General features: G+C 42.5%; 11 protein-coding genes. 7 read left to right on the top strand and 4 right to left on the bottom strand.

Going from position 1 to position 16,366, the window contains the following annotated elements; translation table 11 throughout:
* Positions 1-149: 149 nt before the first annotated feature.
* Positions 150-947 carry an SMP-30/gluconolactonase/LRE family protein gene (locus tag E2P86_RS07380; protein ID WP_134431996.1) on the top strand — a complete coding sequence of 266 codons (798 nt, stop codon included), beginning with the start codon at positions 150-152 and terminating at the stop codon, positions 945-947.
* 27 nt (positions 948-974) lie between these two features.
* Here E2P86_RS07380 and E2P86_RS07375 read toward each other — a convergent pair whose 3' ends face one another.
* The 4 genes from E2P86_RS07375 to E2P86_RS07360 form a co-directional block, all read right to left on the bottom strand.
* Positions 975-1,613 (bottom strand): GntR family transcriptional regulator, encoded by a 639-nt coding sequence (locus tag E2P86_RS07375; RefSeq protein ID WP_085472784.1) that lies wholly within the window; start codon positions 1,611-1,613, stop codon positions 975-977.
* Between the two features lie 60 nt (positions 1,614-1,673).
* The gene (locus E2P86_RS07370; protein ID WP_134431993.1) at positions 1,674-4,412 is read right to left on the bottom strand and encodes a hypothetical protein; all 2,739 of its coding nucleotides are present in this window, start codon (positions 4,410-4,412) and stop codon (positions 1,674-1,676) included.
* Positions 4,413-4,473: 61 nt separating this feature from the next.
* Positions 4,474-6,087, bottom strand: coding sequence for a RagB/SusD family nutrient uptake outer membrane protein (locus E2P86_RS07365; protein ID WP_166785162.1), 1,614 nt, complete (start codon positions 6,085-6,087; stop codon positions 4,474-4,476).
* A gap of 11 nt (positions 6,088-6,098) precedes the next feature.
* Positions 6,099-9,215 carry a SusC/RagA family TonB-linked outer membrane protein gene (locus E2P86_RS07360; RefSeq protein ID WP_134431988.1) on the bottom strand — a complete coding sequence of 1,039 codons (3,117 nt, stop codon included), beginning with the start codon at positions 9,213-9,215 and terminating at the stop codon, positions 6,099-6,101.
* 361 nt (positions 9,216-9,576) lie between these two features.
* Here E2P86_RS07360 and E2P86_RS07355 point away from each other — a divergent pair, with 361 nt between their 5' ends.
* The 6 genes from E2P86_RS07355 to E2P86_RS07330 all read left to right on the top strand — a co-directional run bounded on the left by E2P86_RS07355 (position 9,577) and on the right by E2P86_RS07330 (position 16,359).
* On the top strand, positions 9,577-11,097 hold the full coding sequence (locus E2P86_RS07355) for a PQQ-dependent sugar dehydrogenase (RefSeq protein ID WP_134431985.1): 1,521 nt from the start codon (positions 9,577-9,579) through the stop codon (positions 11,095-11,097).
* A 6-nt stretch (positions 11,098-11,103) separates the two neighbouring features.
* On the top strand, positions 11,104-12,330 hold the full coding sequence (locus tag E2P86_RS07350; protein ID WP_085472780.1) for an Nramp family divalent metal transporter: 1,227 nt from the start codon (positions 11,104-11,106) through the stop codon (positions 12,328-12,330).
* A 10-nt stretch (positions 12,331-12,340) separates the two neighbouring features.
* On the top strand, positions 12,341-13,363 hold the full coding sequence (locus E2P86_RS07345) for an NAD-dependent epimerase/dehydratase family protein (protein ID WP_085472779.1): 1,023 nt from the start codon (positions 12,341-12,343) through the stop codon (positions 13,361-13,363).
* On the top strand, positions 13,363-14,421 hold the full coding sequence (locus tag E2P86_RS07340) for a dihydrodipicolinate synthase family protein (RefSeq protein ID WP_134431982.1): 1,059 nt from the start codon (positions 13,363-13,365) through the stop codon (positions 14,419-14,421). The genes E2P86_RS07345 and E2P86_RS07340 overlap by 1 nt, the downstream gene beginning before the upstream one ends.
* 142 nt (positions 14,422-14,563) lie before the next feature.
* Entirely contained in the window at positions 14,564-15,127 is a 564-nt protein-coding gene (locus E2P86_RS07335; RefSeq protein ID WP_134431979.1) for an RNA polymerase sigma factor, read from the top strand.
* Positions 15,128-15,198: 71 nt separating this feature from the next.
* Positions 15,199-16,359 (top strand): FecR family protein, encoded by a 1,161-nt coding sequence (locus E2P86_RS07330; RefSeq protein WP_134431976.1) that lies wholly within the window; start codon positions 15,199-15,201, stop codon positions 16,357-16,359.
* Positions 16,360-16,366 lie beyond the last annotated feature (7 nt).

Raw genomic sequence — 16,366 nt, 5'->3', positions numbered from 1 at the left:
TTCTAAACTTTTGCTATTATTATTTTACAATTGGGTTCTCTTTTTGCTGGTATACTTCCTTAAAAAGAGAAATAAATACACCAACGTTTTATGTATACTAATTTATGATATTTTTGTATACATTTAAAAATAAATTTTAAATAATTATTATGCAAACACTAATTGAAGGTTTAAATTTCCCAGAAGGCCCTGCATACGATAAAAAGGGTGCGATTTGGCTGGTCGAAAAGGAAGCTGGAAACCTGATTTATTACAACAATAAAGTAACAGAACGCATATTTGTCGACGGACACCCTAACGGAATTGCAATAGATAAAGAGGGAGTTATTTGGTTTTGCGATTCCAAACAAAACAGTATTCGACAGTATGATCCGATTACAAAAGAGACACAAACTGTTATTAACGAAATCGAAGGCGTCCCCTTAAAAATGCCAAATGACCTTTGCTTTGACCGTGTTGGGAATTTACTTTTCACATGCCCTGGAGACAAATTGGAAGATGGCACGGGATACATATGCTGCCTTACCCCTGAAAGACAAATCATAAAAATATACAACGGACTATACTACCCCAATGGGTTAGCCTTTGGCACAGACGGCAACACCCTATTTGTAGCGGAAACGGGAACCCAGTGGTTATGGAAAATGCAATGGAACATACTTTCAAAAAAGATTGAAAACGCCATTAAACTATGTTACGTTGGCGGAAACGTAGGACCTGACGGTATTGCTATAGACACAACTGATCATATCTACATCGCACTTTATGGCTCCGCTAAAATTGACGTTTACAAACCTGACGGAACAGCAGTAACCACAATCAGCACCTTGGGCAGAAACCCAACAAACTGTGCGATAGACCCTTTCGGAGAAACAGGCTTAATCATCACAGAGGCTGAAAACGGAACATTAGTACAGATTCCAACCACAAAAAAAGGCCTGTTATAAACAGGCCCCCTAAGGTTTTCGGTTTTACTAAATCAACTCTAGCGCTTCATGCTCACCTCGATCTAAATGGTTAACCAACGTATCATAGGCTTTTTCCCAATCATCGGCTTTTAAAGCCTGAACCAAGCTTTTGTGCTCTTCTTCTGTATCTTTATAATCCTCCATCTGCCCCATAATAGCGCCGAGCTTCATATGAAAAAGCGGAATGTTACTATTCTTATAGATTGCAATTAATCGTGCATTTTCGGTCCCTTCAATAATGCGTTCATGAAAACGCACGTCAGCCTCACACGCCCCGCCATAATAACCCTTACTTACCATCTCCGAAAAATCGTTACAGATCAACTCCAGATCCCGGATCACCTCTTTATCTTTCTTCGCAAATAAAATTTTCAAGGCACCAACCTCCAATAACTCGCGTAACTCCCGAATATCCTTCACATCCTCGGCGGTCATCTTCTTCACAAAACACCCACCTTTCTCACCAAACTCTACTAAACTCTCTCCGGCCAAACGCATAAAAGCCTCCCGCACAGCAACCCTACTCACCGCCAACTTATCCGCCCAAACGCTCTCTACTAAACGCGCCCCTCCAACGAGTTGACTGGACAAAATTTTCTTACGTACCTCCGAGTAGACCTTATTGGCTAGCGAATCTTCTTTCATATTGTATACAATTTAATGCAAAAATAAGAATACAAAATCATTTAGAAAAACAAACGTCACTTAGAATGTTTCAGATTTCCCTTCTTGGGCACCATACACCCGTTCGGGCGTTAATAGAAATGTTCCTCCGCTAGATTTCCAACTGGTTGTATGATTACTTTTTAGCACATTTAAGTTAAAGTTACTATTTTTTGCGGTATTTTTCACATTCCAAAAACCTTCCTGCAGACCGACTATGATAACCTCATACGCCTGATCAGTTGGCACTTCGAGCTGCACCGACTCCCGCAAGAAAACATGTGCCTTTGCCATTACTATAACTTTATCCGCTACCTTAAAAAGATAATAGTTCTCTTTCTCCTCAAAAACAACTGGCAGCTTCGGCGTTTCGCCCTCTGCCATTTGAAAAATACTCAAATAGCTTGCTGTTGTTTCTTTTTTCGTGGGACGCACCATAATACGAGTACCTTTTGCTTCCGGCCAAGGAGATTTCACCTGATACAGATCTCCAAAAACAAATGCCGAAGAGTCTCCACTCCACAATAACGCTTCACGATCCCCTGCTTTTGGCTTTAACATATCAACATATGTGGTCCCCTTCTTTCCTTTAAACTCACTTGTTAATTGAAAACCAGCAGGAACGACGGTTGGCTTTTCTAAGGTATTGATCTGCCAGAAAGGTTCAAAATCAGCATTATTACTTGTTAACTCATCCGAAAGAATGATCAAGGCTGGAACATCCTTACGCTCCAGGTTCACAAAGAGGAAACTTTTAACATAAGAACGGACTTTTGCTGTGTACGCAGCAGTTAAGTCCGCATTGAAGAAACTATAACTCGGTTTTAGCTTATCTTTCCCTACTGCTGTTGCCCGTATCTCTCCGGTATGGAACCATGCATCGGATAGCACTTCTTCAGGCGTTTTCGGAAAACGTTGACTGAAACGGGTTCCTCCATCGTTTGTTTTTGTGCGAAAAAGCAAAGGCTCCGCAGGATCCCGCAGCAGCATCATACTATGCGAAGCCGAACGTTTATTGAAATTGAAATCATACGGAGATCCATAAGAAAGATAAAGTCCTAAATCGCCGACCTGAATACCGTGATGGTAAATCTGCAAAGCACCCGCATCGGCATGCTGATGGTTCCCGAAGTGGTAACCGCCGCCTTTTATCTCGGCAATCACATCCCCACTCTCCCGATCTTCGCTCCAACCGGTACGCGCAACCATTCCGCCAAGTATTGGACCAAAACCCTTGGTCAACGGCAACTGATTAAGATCATAATCAGCTTTTAGCTCCGGATCATTTAACAACAGATACAATACTGGATTATTAGGTAAACCACCTTGCTTTTTAAACTCACCTTTAATGAGTCTATTCCCCGAAAAAGCATAACACAACAGCATCGTTTGCGGATTCTTCCAATAGAACTCATCGCTCCCCGAATACTTCACATTAAACATATCGCCATCGCGCAGCATCTTCCCATCTGGCGTCCGCATATACAACCAATAATCCGACATATTCTTGATGTTATCATCAAAAACAGAATATCCCAGCATACGATAATACAGCCACACAGCATGCATCTCCCAACCAAAACGATAACCACCGTAGTCTACACCTTGATTGTGCCTAGGCGACTGGTATTCAAACTTCCGCATAGGAACGAGTTGCTCCAATATGGTATAAGAAACGTACTTGTAAGGGTCAGGATCTTCATCGTACACCGCTAAACTCCAAGACAACATATCTCGACAGATTTGCGCCTCATTACCATGCCCATTGATAATACTCTCTAATCCATAAAAAGGAGGCCAACCAATTTCCATATCATGCACCAAACGTGTAAAATCTCCGCGCATTGCAGTTTTCGTTGCATCATCGATCAGCCCATAGCACCAGTCATACACCAACGCACCGGTATAAATTGCACGTCCAAGTTCGCGTGTGATATCACCGTAGCTTACATTTCCAAACTCGAGCACTGACATATACTTCACCATCAAATCCACCGCTTCACGACCTACCGTTTCATCTTGTGTCATTAAATAGTAGAATGCTTTTTGCTCGATGACCTGTTCTAACTTTTCATCATAAAACATCTCCTGATCCGCACTAAATGCAAACGAATAAGGTGTCAATGCGACCACTTTGACCTGCTCCCAAGCCTCCTTATTTTCTACCGACAACAAGCGCCCGCGCACGATAGGCAAGGTTTCTTTATTCACCCACAATCGAGGTCTATCCGAGCTTGGCAGCACTTTTGGTTTATACACCTCAGCGGCTTCCGGCGCCACGGGAGCAACATAGGGAACAAGACGAACCTCCTGTAAAGCCAGGTTATTAGGAAGCCATACTTTTAGACGCTCACTAGGTCCTGAAAACTCAAATTTCCCCAGTTCTTGTTTACCTCCTTTTGCATTGTCGTAGACGATTCGTTTTGTTATTCGTTGTGCTCCCAATTGAAAATAAGCTACGCGCGTCAAGCGCCCCGTTGCATCTTCCTTCTTGAGCTGCTCCAACACACGTGGTGCCGCTACCGTCTCCAAAACATAACGTCCCTTTTTGGGTACCTGAAGCACAATTTCCACATCGGACACGCGCTTAGGATAACCCTCTTCGACGGAATGTTTCAAAACCAACCCCACCCCGGAATACTCCTTTCCTTTCTCCAGAACCGCCGTTTTCTTATTCACCTTCCATTGTTCACGCGGAACAATGGAGACTTCCGTAGTTTGCCCCTGGGAAACGGATATCAAAAAAAACAAATAAACTAAACCTAAATATCTACGCAACATCGAATTAAATTACCAAGAAAAATATAAAAAATCTACACGTTACAAAAGGGTTGGGAGTATATTACTCCCAACCTGGATTTTGCGTCAAAGCTGTATTCAAATCTCTTTCAGCCTGCGGAATCGGCCATAAATAATAATGATCCGGGAACCCACGCTGTCTGATTTGTGTTCCATTAAAATCTGTCATCCACACCTTATCAACCACATCTTTTGCAATCTTCCATCTTCTGATATCAGAATAGCGTTGCCCTTCACCACACAGCTCTACCATACGCTCCTGACGGATTTTTTCACGCATCTGATCTTTATTTAGACCCGAAACATTCGGCATACCGGCACGCTTGCGCACCGCATTGACTGCATCAAAAACACTTTGATCTGGCGCTCCCAGCTCCTCATTCTTAGCCTCTGCGTACATCAACATCACATCGGCCAAACGAACTAATGGGAAATTCTGTGGCATATTATCCTGCAACACGTAGACAGATCCCGTTTCTACAAACTTACGCCAAGCATAGCTACCATTCGTCCATACTGGCACATATGCCGAGGCATCACTCGTAACAACAGGGAATCGGTACAAAAATGTTGCGCCGCCTTTACCCACAAAGGTTGACCACGGTAAAACGATCGATTGTTGAAGACGTGGATCCCGGTTTTCAAACAATTTGCGAACCGAAGCTTCATCTTTCCAATCTTCTACACTATTCGGATTAAATTCACCTCCTTTGGCATTTTTATAATTTTTAAAATCGAACGGAGTACCGTCTTTCATCTCAAAGGTATTAACCAGCTTTGGGGTCGGACGTGTACGTTGTGATCCTGTGGTAGCACCACGCGCGTTACCATAATTACGATCTGTAGCAATACCGTGTCCCTGTTCTGCTATATACTGCACATCAAAAATAACCTCACTGTTGTTATTTCCCGCTACGCGGAATAAGGTATGAAAATCCGCCAGAAGTTTACGATCGCTTTTCTCCATCAACTCTTTAAAATCGGCTGCCGCTTTTGCATACTCTTTCGCCCACAAGTGTGCCTTTCCGCGCATAGCTAAGGCCGCCCATTTTGTTACCCGCCCCTTGTTGGAAGCATCATACGTTTCAGGCAAAACCGCATAAGCCTCCGTCATATCCTTAACGATGAACTCGTACACTTCTTTTTCCGTGTTCCGTGGTTTGTAAGATTCATCCACGTTCATCGGAGTATCATACAACGGAACACCACCGAAATAATCCCACAGTTTAAAGTAGAAATAACTTCTAAAAAATTTGGCTTCACCAATGCTTCGGTTCTTAATCGCTTCATTCATCGAGATTCCTGGTAAATTTTTCAATGCTGTGTTAGCACGATAAACGCCTTTGAAAAAAATCCCCCAAGAAGTCAAATAAAAACCTGCGTTGGTCGGAAAAACACCCGTTGTTAGTCCCGTCGCAAAGGATTGGTATGATATATCCGTAAAATCATCCATCATACCATAGATAACAATACTGTTCGTAAATTCTTTGTTTGCGCTATAGAGCGTATTTACACCCATTATAGCATCCTGCTCGGATTTCCAAAAACTATCTTCTGATAAACCCACCAACGAATTTCTATCCAGGAAGTCGCTACAAGAGTTCAAACCTGTGACCACAAGTAAGGCCACTGCTATTTTGTAAAATTTCTTAATCATGGCTTTTCCTTTTAAAATGTAACATTTAAACCGACTACCCATTGTTTCATTAAAGGATATGCGACACTCGCATTCTCTGGATTGTAGCCTTTAAACTTCGTAAATGTGAAGTAGTTTTCTACGTTCGCAAATACCCGTAATCTATCCACTTTAAACCGTTGTGAAGTATGTTGTGGCAATGCATAGCCCAATTGAATCGACTTGATTCTAAAGAAAGATGTATTGTGCAACCAGTAATCGCTATAAACGGTATTCAAAGCACTGCCAGAGGTACGTAAACGCGGATATTCTGTTGATTTATTTTCTGGTGTCCACCGATTTAAGATCGTTGTACTCTGTAAAAATCCCTCATTGATATTAAACGTATTGAATCCATCATTGCCCCAGTATTGGCGCACCCCTGAAACCCCATGTCCAACAACATTTAAGTCAAAGCCTTTATAACCTACATTCACCTGAAGTCCGTAGGTAACTTTCGGCATAGCGGAATAATCCTTCACCACGCGATCTTGGTCATTGAACACCTTATCGCCGTTCGTATCCTTATAAAGCATATCCCCTGGCTTAGGCTCTCCGCCGACATAGGTTCCAAATGTATAACCATCTGCCTTCAGTTGATCGATCTCCTCTTGACTCTGCAAAATGCGATCAAACTCTAACATATAAAAACTATTAAACGGCTTGCCTTCCATGGTGATATAGCTTTCATTAATGGATTTATTACCATTAAACTTAATCACTTTGTTATCAATAAACGAGATGTTTCCATTAACACCGTACGACCAGTCGCTCCCTATCTTACCCATGTATCCCGCTTGAAAATCAAAACCCCTATTACGCATCTCCGCAATATTCTGCCAAGGTGGCGAGAAGTTACCCAATACCATTGGGATTGGAATTTTCGTCAAGATGTCTGTCGTATTTCTATTGAAATATTCCGCACTGAAAGTCAATCTATTATTCAACAAACCTAAATCTAAACCAATGTTAGAAATTGTTGTTGTTTCCCATTTGATCTTGCTGTTAGCAATCTCTTTAGGAGCTACCCCCTGCTTTAATTGTCCACCGAAAGGATATAGATAGGAACCATAAACTACCTGATAGGTATAATCACCGATACGGTTATTTCCTAAACGTCCCCAAGAACCACGTAATTTAATTTCATCAAAGACAGTCTTCAAAGGCTGTGCGAAAGACTCTTCAGTTATACGCCATCCTGCAGAGAAGGAAGGAAAGAATCCCCATCTATTCTCTTTCGCAAAACGTGAAGATCCATCATAACGCGCATTTGCTTCAAAAAGATATTTACCTTTATAATCGTAATTAACCCGTCCGAAAAATGACTGTAAAGCATCATCTGTGCCTGAACCGGTAATTGATTCTAGATTTGCCCCTGCATCCATGATATAGATCGCATCGTCCCCTAAAATATCATTCTTTTTAGCATCGAACTTATCCATCCGATTATATTGCTGATCAAAACCCGCTAACAAAGCCAGATGGTGATCTTGTGCAATAGTTTCCCGATAGCGCAAGAGTGTATTTACGACGGTCGTGTAGTTTCGAATGCTTCCATTAAACAAACTGTTTACACTAGGTTTTTTCTGATATTCGAAATTGGTTTGTAGATTCCATAAGGAATAAGGGCGCACATACTCCCAGTTTCGGTTATTGTTAAAGTTAAAGCCAAAACTAGTTTCCCATTCCAAGTTTTTCATGAAATTTACAACACTGAAAAACTTAAGGCCTAATTTTTGGCGTTCGTAATCGCCCCGTATATTATCCACGTAAGCGCGCGGGTTAGATCCCTGCGGTAAACCAGGAAACATTTCTCCGCCATAACGACCGTCTTCATACTGCGGCACCACCCCCGGAGTTGTATTCCGAATGGTGGAGAAGAAACTATTGACATCCAATGGTTGACGATTCGACCAAGAACCGAACACATTTCCTCCTAAAGTCAAAAAGTCTTTTATCTTCGTATCAGCATTAATCCGGAAATCATACTTTTTATATCCTGAGTTATCAATTATCCCCGGATTATCCAAGATGCCCAAAGACATTGCAAAATTACCTTTCGCACCTCCGCCACGCACGGACAAAGTATGTTCGGTCAATGGGGAATTATTTAACATCTCTTTATACCAATCCGTATTCGGATAAAGCGGGTTACCGGCAGCAGACTCTGTACGCCAGGTTTCAATAAGCTTTGGATCGTACTTCGCACGTCCCTCCGACTCATTAACCATCTCCATATGCGTAGCCATATCCGTAATAAAGTCCAGATTTTTAGCCGCTCGCTGTCTACCGTAATACCCGTTATAGGTTACAGTAAACTTATCTCCTGAACCACGCTTTGTTGTCACCAAAATCACCCCGTTTGCGGCACGAGAACCATAAATAGCTGCTGAAGAAGCGTCTTTCAAAACAGAAATACTTTCAACATCATTTGGATTCACATCATTCAACGCACCGGGTACCCCATCGATGACCACCAAGGGTGACGCATCATTCATCGTTCCCTTTCCACGTATCAACAAATCGAAACCTTCCGCTCCCGGCGTTCCGGAAGTTTGCGCAATATTCAATCCTGACGCTCGACCCACTAAAGCTGAAGCCAAGTTCATATTTGGTCGACTTACAGTCGACTCATCAAACTTAACACTAGATACTGAACCCGTCAGATTTTCTTTCTTTTGCTTACCGTACCCCACCACAACGACTTCATCCAACGTACTTTCACTCGTTTCTAAAATGACAGATCGCACATCTTTTCCGGCTACTTCTTTGGTTTTAAAACCGATCAGTCGAAATCGCAACGGATCTGACTCCGCGCCTTCCAACCGAAATCGACCTTCCTGATCCGTTACGGTTACTGCATTACGCTTCAGATTGCGCACTTCCACGCCGGCCAAGGGCTGACCGTTGCCATCCAAAACTTGACCGACAAGTTGTTGCTGGAAAACACTGACTTTGCTGTGCGCATGAGCCATGGAAAACACAGAAGCGGAAGTATGGAATGATCCATGCCCCGTATCGGCCATCGCACTAAATGAAATAAACGGAACACCCACTAATAGGTATTTCCAATTTACAGCATCCCTGATTTTAAACTGCTTTAGTTTCATTGTTACTCAGGTTAAAATGATTAATTAAATGATTTATAATTATCTAGTTTCTTTTGGGTTACGACAGGCCAACGCGGTTAACGATTGGCCATATTTTCGAAACACCTATATCATAATGAATACAATAATAGATATATTATGTATACAAACAAATATTTTTTTACTTTTTTTATTTCCCTTGTTGGTGATTTTTCAAAAGTTATACTCCAAAAATTCCACTCAAACAGTCGTTAAACCAATTTAGCGTATTTCAAGCAAAAAATATTGTATACATTTTTAAGTATTTTTTGTATATTAATTTTAAATCACTTAGTTTTGATTCAACCTAATTGAGTTTATGTATAACCAGGTAAACCCTCGCATGATGAAGCGCAAGATTTATATTTGCTTTGCCGCTATACTACCGTTTCTATCTTCCTGTTTGCAACAGAGAGAAAAGGAACAGCCTATTATCAGTGCTGTGCAACTTGACAAGAGTATCCTTTCACTAACCCGAGAGGCAACGAACTTGCACGTACCTTGGGATCTACAATATGATCAACTCAATAATGCGATCATATTTTCTGAAATTGGTGGTACAATTCGTCGACTGGACCTCACGGACAAAACAGTTACACTAATAGATAGTATCGAAGATGTATACCATCAACGAACACTAGGCCTCTTAGGTATGGCGCTCTATCAACCTAAAAATGAACAAGCGTACCTCTACCTATCCTACACCAGTAAGAAAGACAGTACTATTTATTCTAACCTTTTTCGGTATAACTATAGTACAAAGGGCACCTTATCGGAGCCCAAACTATTACTGCAGATCCCTGGTAACACGGGGCACAACGGCTCGCGGGTAATTGTATCGACAGACAAAAAAGTTTATTGGGCGACGGGGGATGCCGCCAGCGACACCTTTGCACAGGATAGTACGTCCCTAAATGGAAAAATCCTGCGTTTGGAACTGGATGGAAGTATTCCGGACGATAATCCAATAAAAAACAGTTATGTCTATGCTTGGGGTTTCCGGAACATGCAGGGATTATGCCATAGTCCATCCGGAATATTATATACCTCTGAACATGGCGATGCCATCGAAGATGAAGTAAATCTCATAAAACCTTTAAAAAACTACGGATGGCCCCTCATTGAAGGCATGATTGATACCGAAAAGGAGAAAGCAACAGCAGCAATCCTTCCTATTCAAGAACCTATAAAATCATGGACTCCGGTTATCGCACCTTCTGGTATGGCCTACTATGGATCAACCATGATTCCTGAATGGAACAACAGTTTGATTCTTGCCACGTTAAAGAATCAGTCGTTACGCATCCTTAAACTATCCACCGACGGAGGCAAGATCATCGACGAACAAGTTTTATTTAAAGATCAACTTGGCCGTTTACGATCTGTCCTGACGCTTCCTAACGGCGATGTATACTTTTGTTCCAGCAACCGAGACTGGAATCCACAAAAGGGTTTTCCAAAACCAGAAGATGACGCAATTTATCGTCTACGTGTCACGGACCAAGTTAACGGCCCGGTGATACGCCCTGAGAAAGCACAAGTATTAGCACAGACAAAGGACGGCAAAGCGCTCTACGAATCTTACTGTGCCTCCTGTCACAAAAGTGACGGTAAAGGATTAGATAAGACCTTTCCAACATTGTCTAAATCGGCACTTGTCATCGGAGACGAAAAGCCATTACTTCATGTGCTTCTTCATGGTTTACAGGACAAACCGATCAATGGAGTACGCTACGAAGGCGCGATGCCCAACTTTTCATTCCTAAAAGACGAAGAAGTTATCGCTATCGCAGATTACATCCGTCAGAATTTTGACAATAGCGCTCCTCCAATATCATTAAAATCACTAACCTCTATACGATAATGCCTTATGGAAAATAAGAATAAAACATCGTTTCTTAAAAACTGGCTCTCGATTTTGGGTCCCGGAATTATTACCGCCGCCTTGGTTTTTGGGCCCAGTAAAATGACGATCACGTCGAAGATGGGTACCGACTACGGATTTGCCCTTTTATGGATTATCGTCGTCGCCGTTTTCTTTATGATGGTGTTCACCAATATGGGAGCTCGGATTGGCTTGGCACGAGAAGAATCCTTGCTATCCCTGATCAACCAAAAATTTGGTAAAAGTGTGTCCATTATTATTGGACTGGGGATATTTCTTGTAGCGACATCCTTCCAATCAGGAAATGCAACTGGTGTTTCCATATCCATTTCAGAAGCAACTGGAACGAATCCGAAAATATGGATTATCGTGTTCAATGTCATTGGAATTCTTCTCTTATTCTTTAAGTCTTTTTATGTTATACTAGAAAAGTTGATGCTTGGTCTGATTATCCTGATGCTTTTTGCTTTTCTATCTACAGCAGTAATGATCCAAACACCGCTAGTCGATTTCTCGAAAGGTTTTATTCCTACTATTCCAGAAGGCTCCCTCGGTTTAATTATCGCTTTTACAGCCTCTTGCTTTTCGATTGTTGGTGCTTTTTATCAAAGCTACCTGGTACAAGCTCGCCGGAAGGCTTCTGGAGCGCCATTGGATGCTAGTCGACAGTTACTGGGTAGTCGTGTTGGTATCACAATTTTGGGTATCATGAGTGCTGCTGTCATGGTTTGTGCAGCCAATACTTTGCACCCTTTAGGGATTAAACTGAGCTCGGCAGCAGAGATGGGAAAAGCACTGGAGCCATTATTAGGTAGTTATGCCTCACACCTTTTCTTCATCGGTCTTTTTGGAGCCTCATTCTCCTCCCTCATTGGGAACGCCGTATTGGGAGGATCGCTCCTGGGGGATACCTTTGGTTATGGCAATAACCTAAACAACCGCATGGTGAAGCTATTCATCTCCTTGGTCATGATTTTCGGTTCGATCATCGCGCTAGTGTTTGGGAAACTACCTCTAGAATTGATTGTCTTCGCACAGAGTATCACTATTTTCCTGGTACCCTTTATTGGTATTATCATGTTGCTTATCGCTAACGATAAAGAGATCATGGGGGATTTTAAAAACAAAACATTAACAAATATATGGGCTGTTCTTGGGCTTATGGTTTTGGTGGTTCTGGCCTACCATAGCGCGCAAAGTCTAATCAAATAATTTACAAACTATGCAAAACAAAACTTTAGAACAACTTGAAGCAGAAATCCTCGCTCCTTCGCAGCGCCTGATTGAGGATATCAAAAAAATACAAGGCGATATCATGCTTTTAGGTATCGGTGGTAAAATGGGACCGAGCATGGCTAAACTTGCTGTTCGTGCATTAGCCGCAGCAGGTATCTCCAAGCGAATAATCGGGGTATCTCGCTTTTCCGATAAAGCGCTGCAACAAGAGCTTGAAGAGATCGGAATTGAAACTATAGCATGTGACTTATTAAATGAAGAGGAACTGAAGCAACTGCCGCAGGTTCCGAACATCATTTACTTAGCTGGACATAAATTCGGAACAACAGGGAACGAAGACTTTACTTGGGCCATGAATGCGTACCTCCCTGGTCTTGTTGCCTCCCACTTTAAGCAAGCTAATATTGTTGCTTTTTCTTCTGGAAATGTCCTTCCTTTTGTTCCTGTGACAGACGGTTGCGTATCAGAAGAAACAACACCGGAACCTGTTGGCGAATATGCACAATCATGCCTTGGACGGGAACGTATCTTTGAATATTTCTCAAAAAAGAATAATACTCCGACATTGATCTACCGCTTGAACTACGCTGTAGACTTTCGTTATGGTGTATTGGTAGAGATTGCAAAGGCCGTGCGCGAAGGGCGTCCAATCGATCTGACGAGTGAAAACGTAAACGTGATCTGGCAAGGAGATGCGAACGAAATTGCTTTGCGCGCTTTACTGCACTGTGAGTCGCCGGCGAAGATGTTAAATGTTACCGGTCCGGAGACTTTGTCGACACGCTGGATTGCGGAACGCTTTGCGGAACATTTTGGCACAACCGCAACTTTTGTGAACCAAGCGGCGGGTACAGCTCTGCTAAATAACGCATCGGAATGCCACCGTTTATTTGGATATCCAAACACGACAATTCGCGAAGCGATAGACATCACAGCAAAATGGCTTCTGGAGGGTGGACAACTTTGGAACAAAGACACACACTTTCAAGAAAGAAAGGGAAAATTCTAATGAAAACACTAACAAAAGAACTTAGCGCTCACCTTTGGGAAGGCACAGTTATTCCGGCGCATCCGCTAGCACTAAATGCGGACCGAAAGATAAACGAGCAATATCAACGATTATTGACGCGCTACTACATGGCAAGCGGCGCAGGAGGCATTGCAATAGCGGTACACTCCACGCAGTTTGAAATCCGTGATCCAGAGGTCAACCTTTTTGAAACGGTTCTAAAATGGGCGAGCGAAGAAATTGACCAAGCCAACCTTGACCGTCCTTTTGTTAAGGTGGCAGGCATCTGCGGCCCAACGGAACAGGCTACCCGTGAGGCGGAAATAGCCGTACGTTACGGTTATGATATTGGATTATTGAGTATGGGCGGACTTCAAGGTTGGACAGAAGAGGAAATCCTTGAACGTACACGTGCTGTTGCTGCCATCCTGCCCGTATTTGGGTTTTACCTCCAGCCTTCGGTAGGTGGACGTATTTTTAGCTACGAGTTCTGGCTTGAATTTGCAAAAATTGAAAATGTCGTCGCGATTAAATGTGCTTCTTTTAACCGTTATCAAACAATCGATGTTATGCGTGCTGTTGCCAACTCGGGGCGACACGATAAAATTGCGATGTATACCGGTAATGATGATAATATCGTCAATGATTTGATGACAACCTATCGTTTTCCTGTTAACGGCCGTACTATCGCTGTTGACTTCAAAGGTGGTCTTTTGGGACATTGGGCGGTGTGGACACAGAAAGCTGTTTCGTTACTTGCCGAAACGAAGGCATACAAGCAGAACCCAACTAATGCCACAGCAGATGCTTTGCTGAGCAAAGCAATAGCCGTAACGGAGAGCAATGCGGCATTTTTCGATCCATCACACGACTTCCATGGTTGCATACCAGGGATTCATGAAGTACTTTACAGACAAGGCTTAATGGAGGGTATCTGGTGCCTCAACCCCAAAGAGGTTCTTTCTCCGGGACAAAGCGAAGAGATAGACCGTATGTATCGGGAATATCCGGAACTGAACGACGATGCATTCGTGCGTGATTTTCTGAGTCAACAATAAATAAAAACACCTGCTGAAGCAGGTGTTTTTATTTATTGCAAATACCTTTCACTTTTCTTATGTTTGATGGTACTAAACAATATTTAACTTTGACACCGCAGGCTTCCATAGCAAAATCTAGGCGACAATACCGTGAGCAACGATGAATACGATCCAAGAAAAAGATTTGGCACGACTTATTCGCGAAGGAAACACCACAGCCTTTGACATTGCTTTTCATCAATACAAAGAGATTCTTTTTAAACATGCCCATCGTATTTTACGCGATATGGATGATGCCGAAGACGTTATTCAGGAAGTATATACCACCTTGTGGGAAAAGCGGGATATGATACCGGAACAGATACTGCTTTCATCCTATCTGTACGGCATGGTACGACACCGTGTACTGAATAGGCTTAGTCGTGAAAAAGTAATCGAGGGTTATATCAACCACGCACTTTACCTGCATCCTGTCCACGAACCCGATGCAGATCATTTTTTATTGGAGAAAGAGCTGGCAGACCTCATTGAATCAGAAATACATAAACTTCCCGAACGGATGCAAACAATTTTTGTATTGAGTCGCAAGGAAGGCTTAAGCCACAAAGAAATTGCTGCTTTACTGCATATTACCGAAGGCACCTCAAAGCTCCAGGTATCTAAAGCACTGAAGATTCTAAAGACTAATGTGCTACGTGGTGTGTTACTTTTGATGGGCACCTAATTTTTTTTCAATGTGCGTATATCCTTTAGCATTCTAAATTGTCTACCCTATAAGAAAGCATCAAGACAATTATGAAACCTGCACATATTGAAGGACTATTAAAAAAGTATAGAGACGGTAAACTCACCCTTACGGAGCGAGCGGAGTTGTTCCGATGGTACAATGAGCAGGCAAAAGAAGAAACTACTTTTGATGCCCATGATTTGCAACATCGATTACATCGGATTGAGCAAAATTTACCACATAAGCAACATACAGCACGAATTAACCGACGCCCTTGGTATGCCTGGACCGCAGCTGCCGTTTTGATTATGAGCCTATGTTCCATTTGGTTTATAACGGGTGATTATCAAAAAAATGCGACTGAATTAATAGTAAATGTAGACAGTACGGCTACTCCTGAATTGATAACTGCCAACAACCAAAGATTAGCATTAAATAGCATCCAACCAGGGGATTCTATCCTGTTGGATCAGGTATTGCTTTACCGGACCGAGGATGGATACCTCGCGTACCAGTATTTAGGCGACACAAACCAGCAAACGGCGCCCTACCAAGTACAAACACCTGTGGGGTCGGACATCAAATTACTACTTCCTGATGGCACACGTGTATGGCTAAATGCAGCATCTACCCTTTCCTTCCCAATTCAATCAAATACAGCAACACCGCGAACAGTACGTCTTCAGGGTGAAGCTTATTTTGAGGTCAGCAAAGTGACAAACCTGGCACATCATGGTTTCGTAAAATTCAGCGTACACACAGACCGTCAAGTCGTGGAGGTACTGGGCACCAAATTCAATGTCAAGAGTTTTGCCGATGATCCGGTCACGAGCACCAGCCTCTTCGAGGGCTCTGTGAAGGTACAAACATTAAAAACCGATCGCACAGCAGATAAATCTGTTATCCTAAAACCGGGTCAAGAAAGTATATATGATAAGACTAATGGTGTGTTGGACTTCAGAAGCATTGCAGGTAAAGGCGGTCAATCTTGGCGTGACGGCTATTTCACCTTCCAGGGGGAAAGCCTGGTTCAAGTATGCCATCAACTATCACGTTGGTATCCGGTAGAATTCGACATTGAAGAAAAACTCCCCGAAGGACAATACCACGGTGATATTCCCAAAAGCTACAGCTTGAACGAGGTATTGCAAATCTTAATACAGGACAATATGCGGTATACCATCCGTAATGTGGACGACAAAATTATTGTGCGTTTGACAAACAAGTAAAATTTAC

The sequence above is a fragment of the Sphingobacterium psychroaquaticum genome (genome assembly GCF_004421025.1).
Classification (GTDB): domain Bacteria; phylum Bacteroidota; class Bacteroidia; order Sphingobacteriales; family Sphingobacteriaceae; genus Sphingobacterium; species Sphingobacterium psychroaquaticum.
Note: the sequence above shows the minus strand (reverse complement) of the source record. Positions and strands in the feature narration are given on the sequence as shown.

What these genes read in the sequence shown, in the direction of transcription:
- E2P86_RS07380 (WP_134431996.1), top strand. Translation starts at nt 150, where the DNA reads ATGCAAACACTAATTGAAGGTTTAAATTTCCCAGAAGGCCCTGCATAC.
- E2P86_RS07375 (WP_085472784.1), bottom strand. Translation starts at nt 1,613, where the DNA reads ATGAAAGAAGATTCGCTAGCCAATAAGGTCTACTCGGAGGTACGTAAG.
- E2P86_RS07370 (WP_134431993.1), bottom strand. Translation starts at nt 4,412, where the DNA reads ATGTTGCGTAGATATTTAGGTTTAGTTTATTTGTTTTTTTTGATATCC.
- E2P86_RS07365 (WP_166785162.1), bottom strand. Translation starts at nt 6,087, where the DNA reads ATGATTAAGAAATTTTACAAAATAGCAGTGGCCTTACTTGTGGTCACA.
- E2P86_RS07360 (WP_134431988.1), bottom strand. Translation starts at nt 9,215, where the DNA reads ATGAAACTAAAGCAGTTTAAAATCAGGGATGCTGTAAATTGGAAATAC.
- E2P86_RS07355 (WP_134431985.1), top strand. Translation starts at nt 9,577, where the DNA reads ATGATGAAGCGCAAGATTTATATTTGCTTTGCCGCTATACTACCGTTT.
- E2P86_RS07350 (WP_085472780.1), top strand. Translation starts at nt 11,104, where the DNA reads ATGGAAAATAAGAATAAAACATCGTTTCTTAAAAACTGGCTCTCGATT.
- E2P86_RS07345 (WP_085472779.1), top strand. Translation starts at nt 12,341, where the DNA reads ATGCAAAACAAAACTTTAGAACAACTTGAAGCAGAAATCCTCGCTCCT.
- E2P86_RS07340 (WP_134431982.1), top strand. Translation starts at nt 13,363, where the DNA reads ATGAAAACACTAACAAAAGAACTTAGCGCTCACCTTTGGGAAGGCACA.
- E2P86_RS07335 (WP_134431979.1), top strand. Translation starts at nt 14,564, where the DNA reads ATGAATACGATCCAAGAAAAAGATTTGGCACGACTTATTCGCGAAGGA.
- E2P86_RS07330 (WP_134431976.1), top strand. Translation starts at nt 15,199, where the DNA reads ATGAAACCTGCACATATTGAAGGACTATTAAAAAAGTATAGAGACGGT.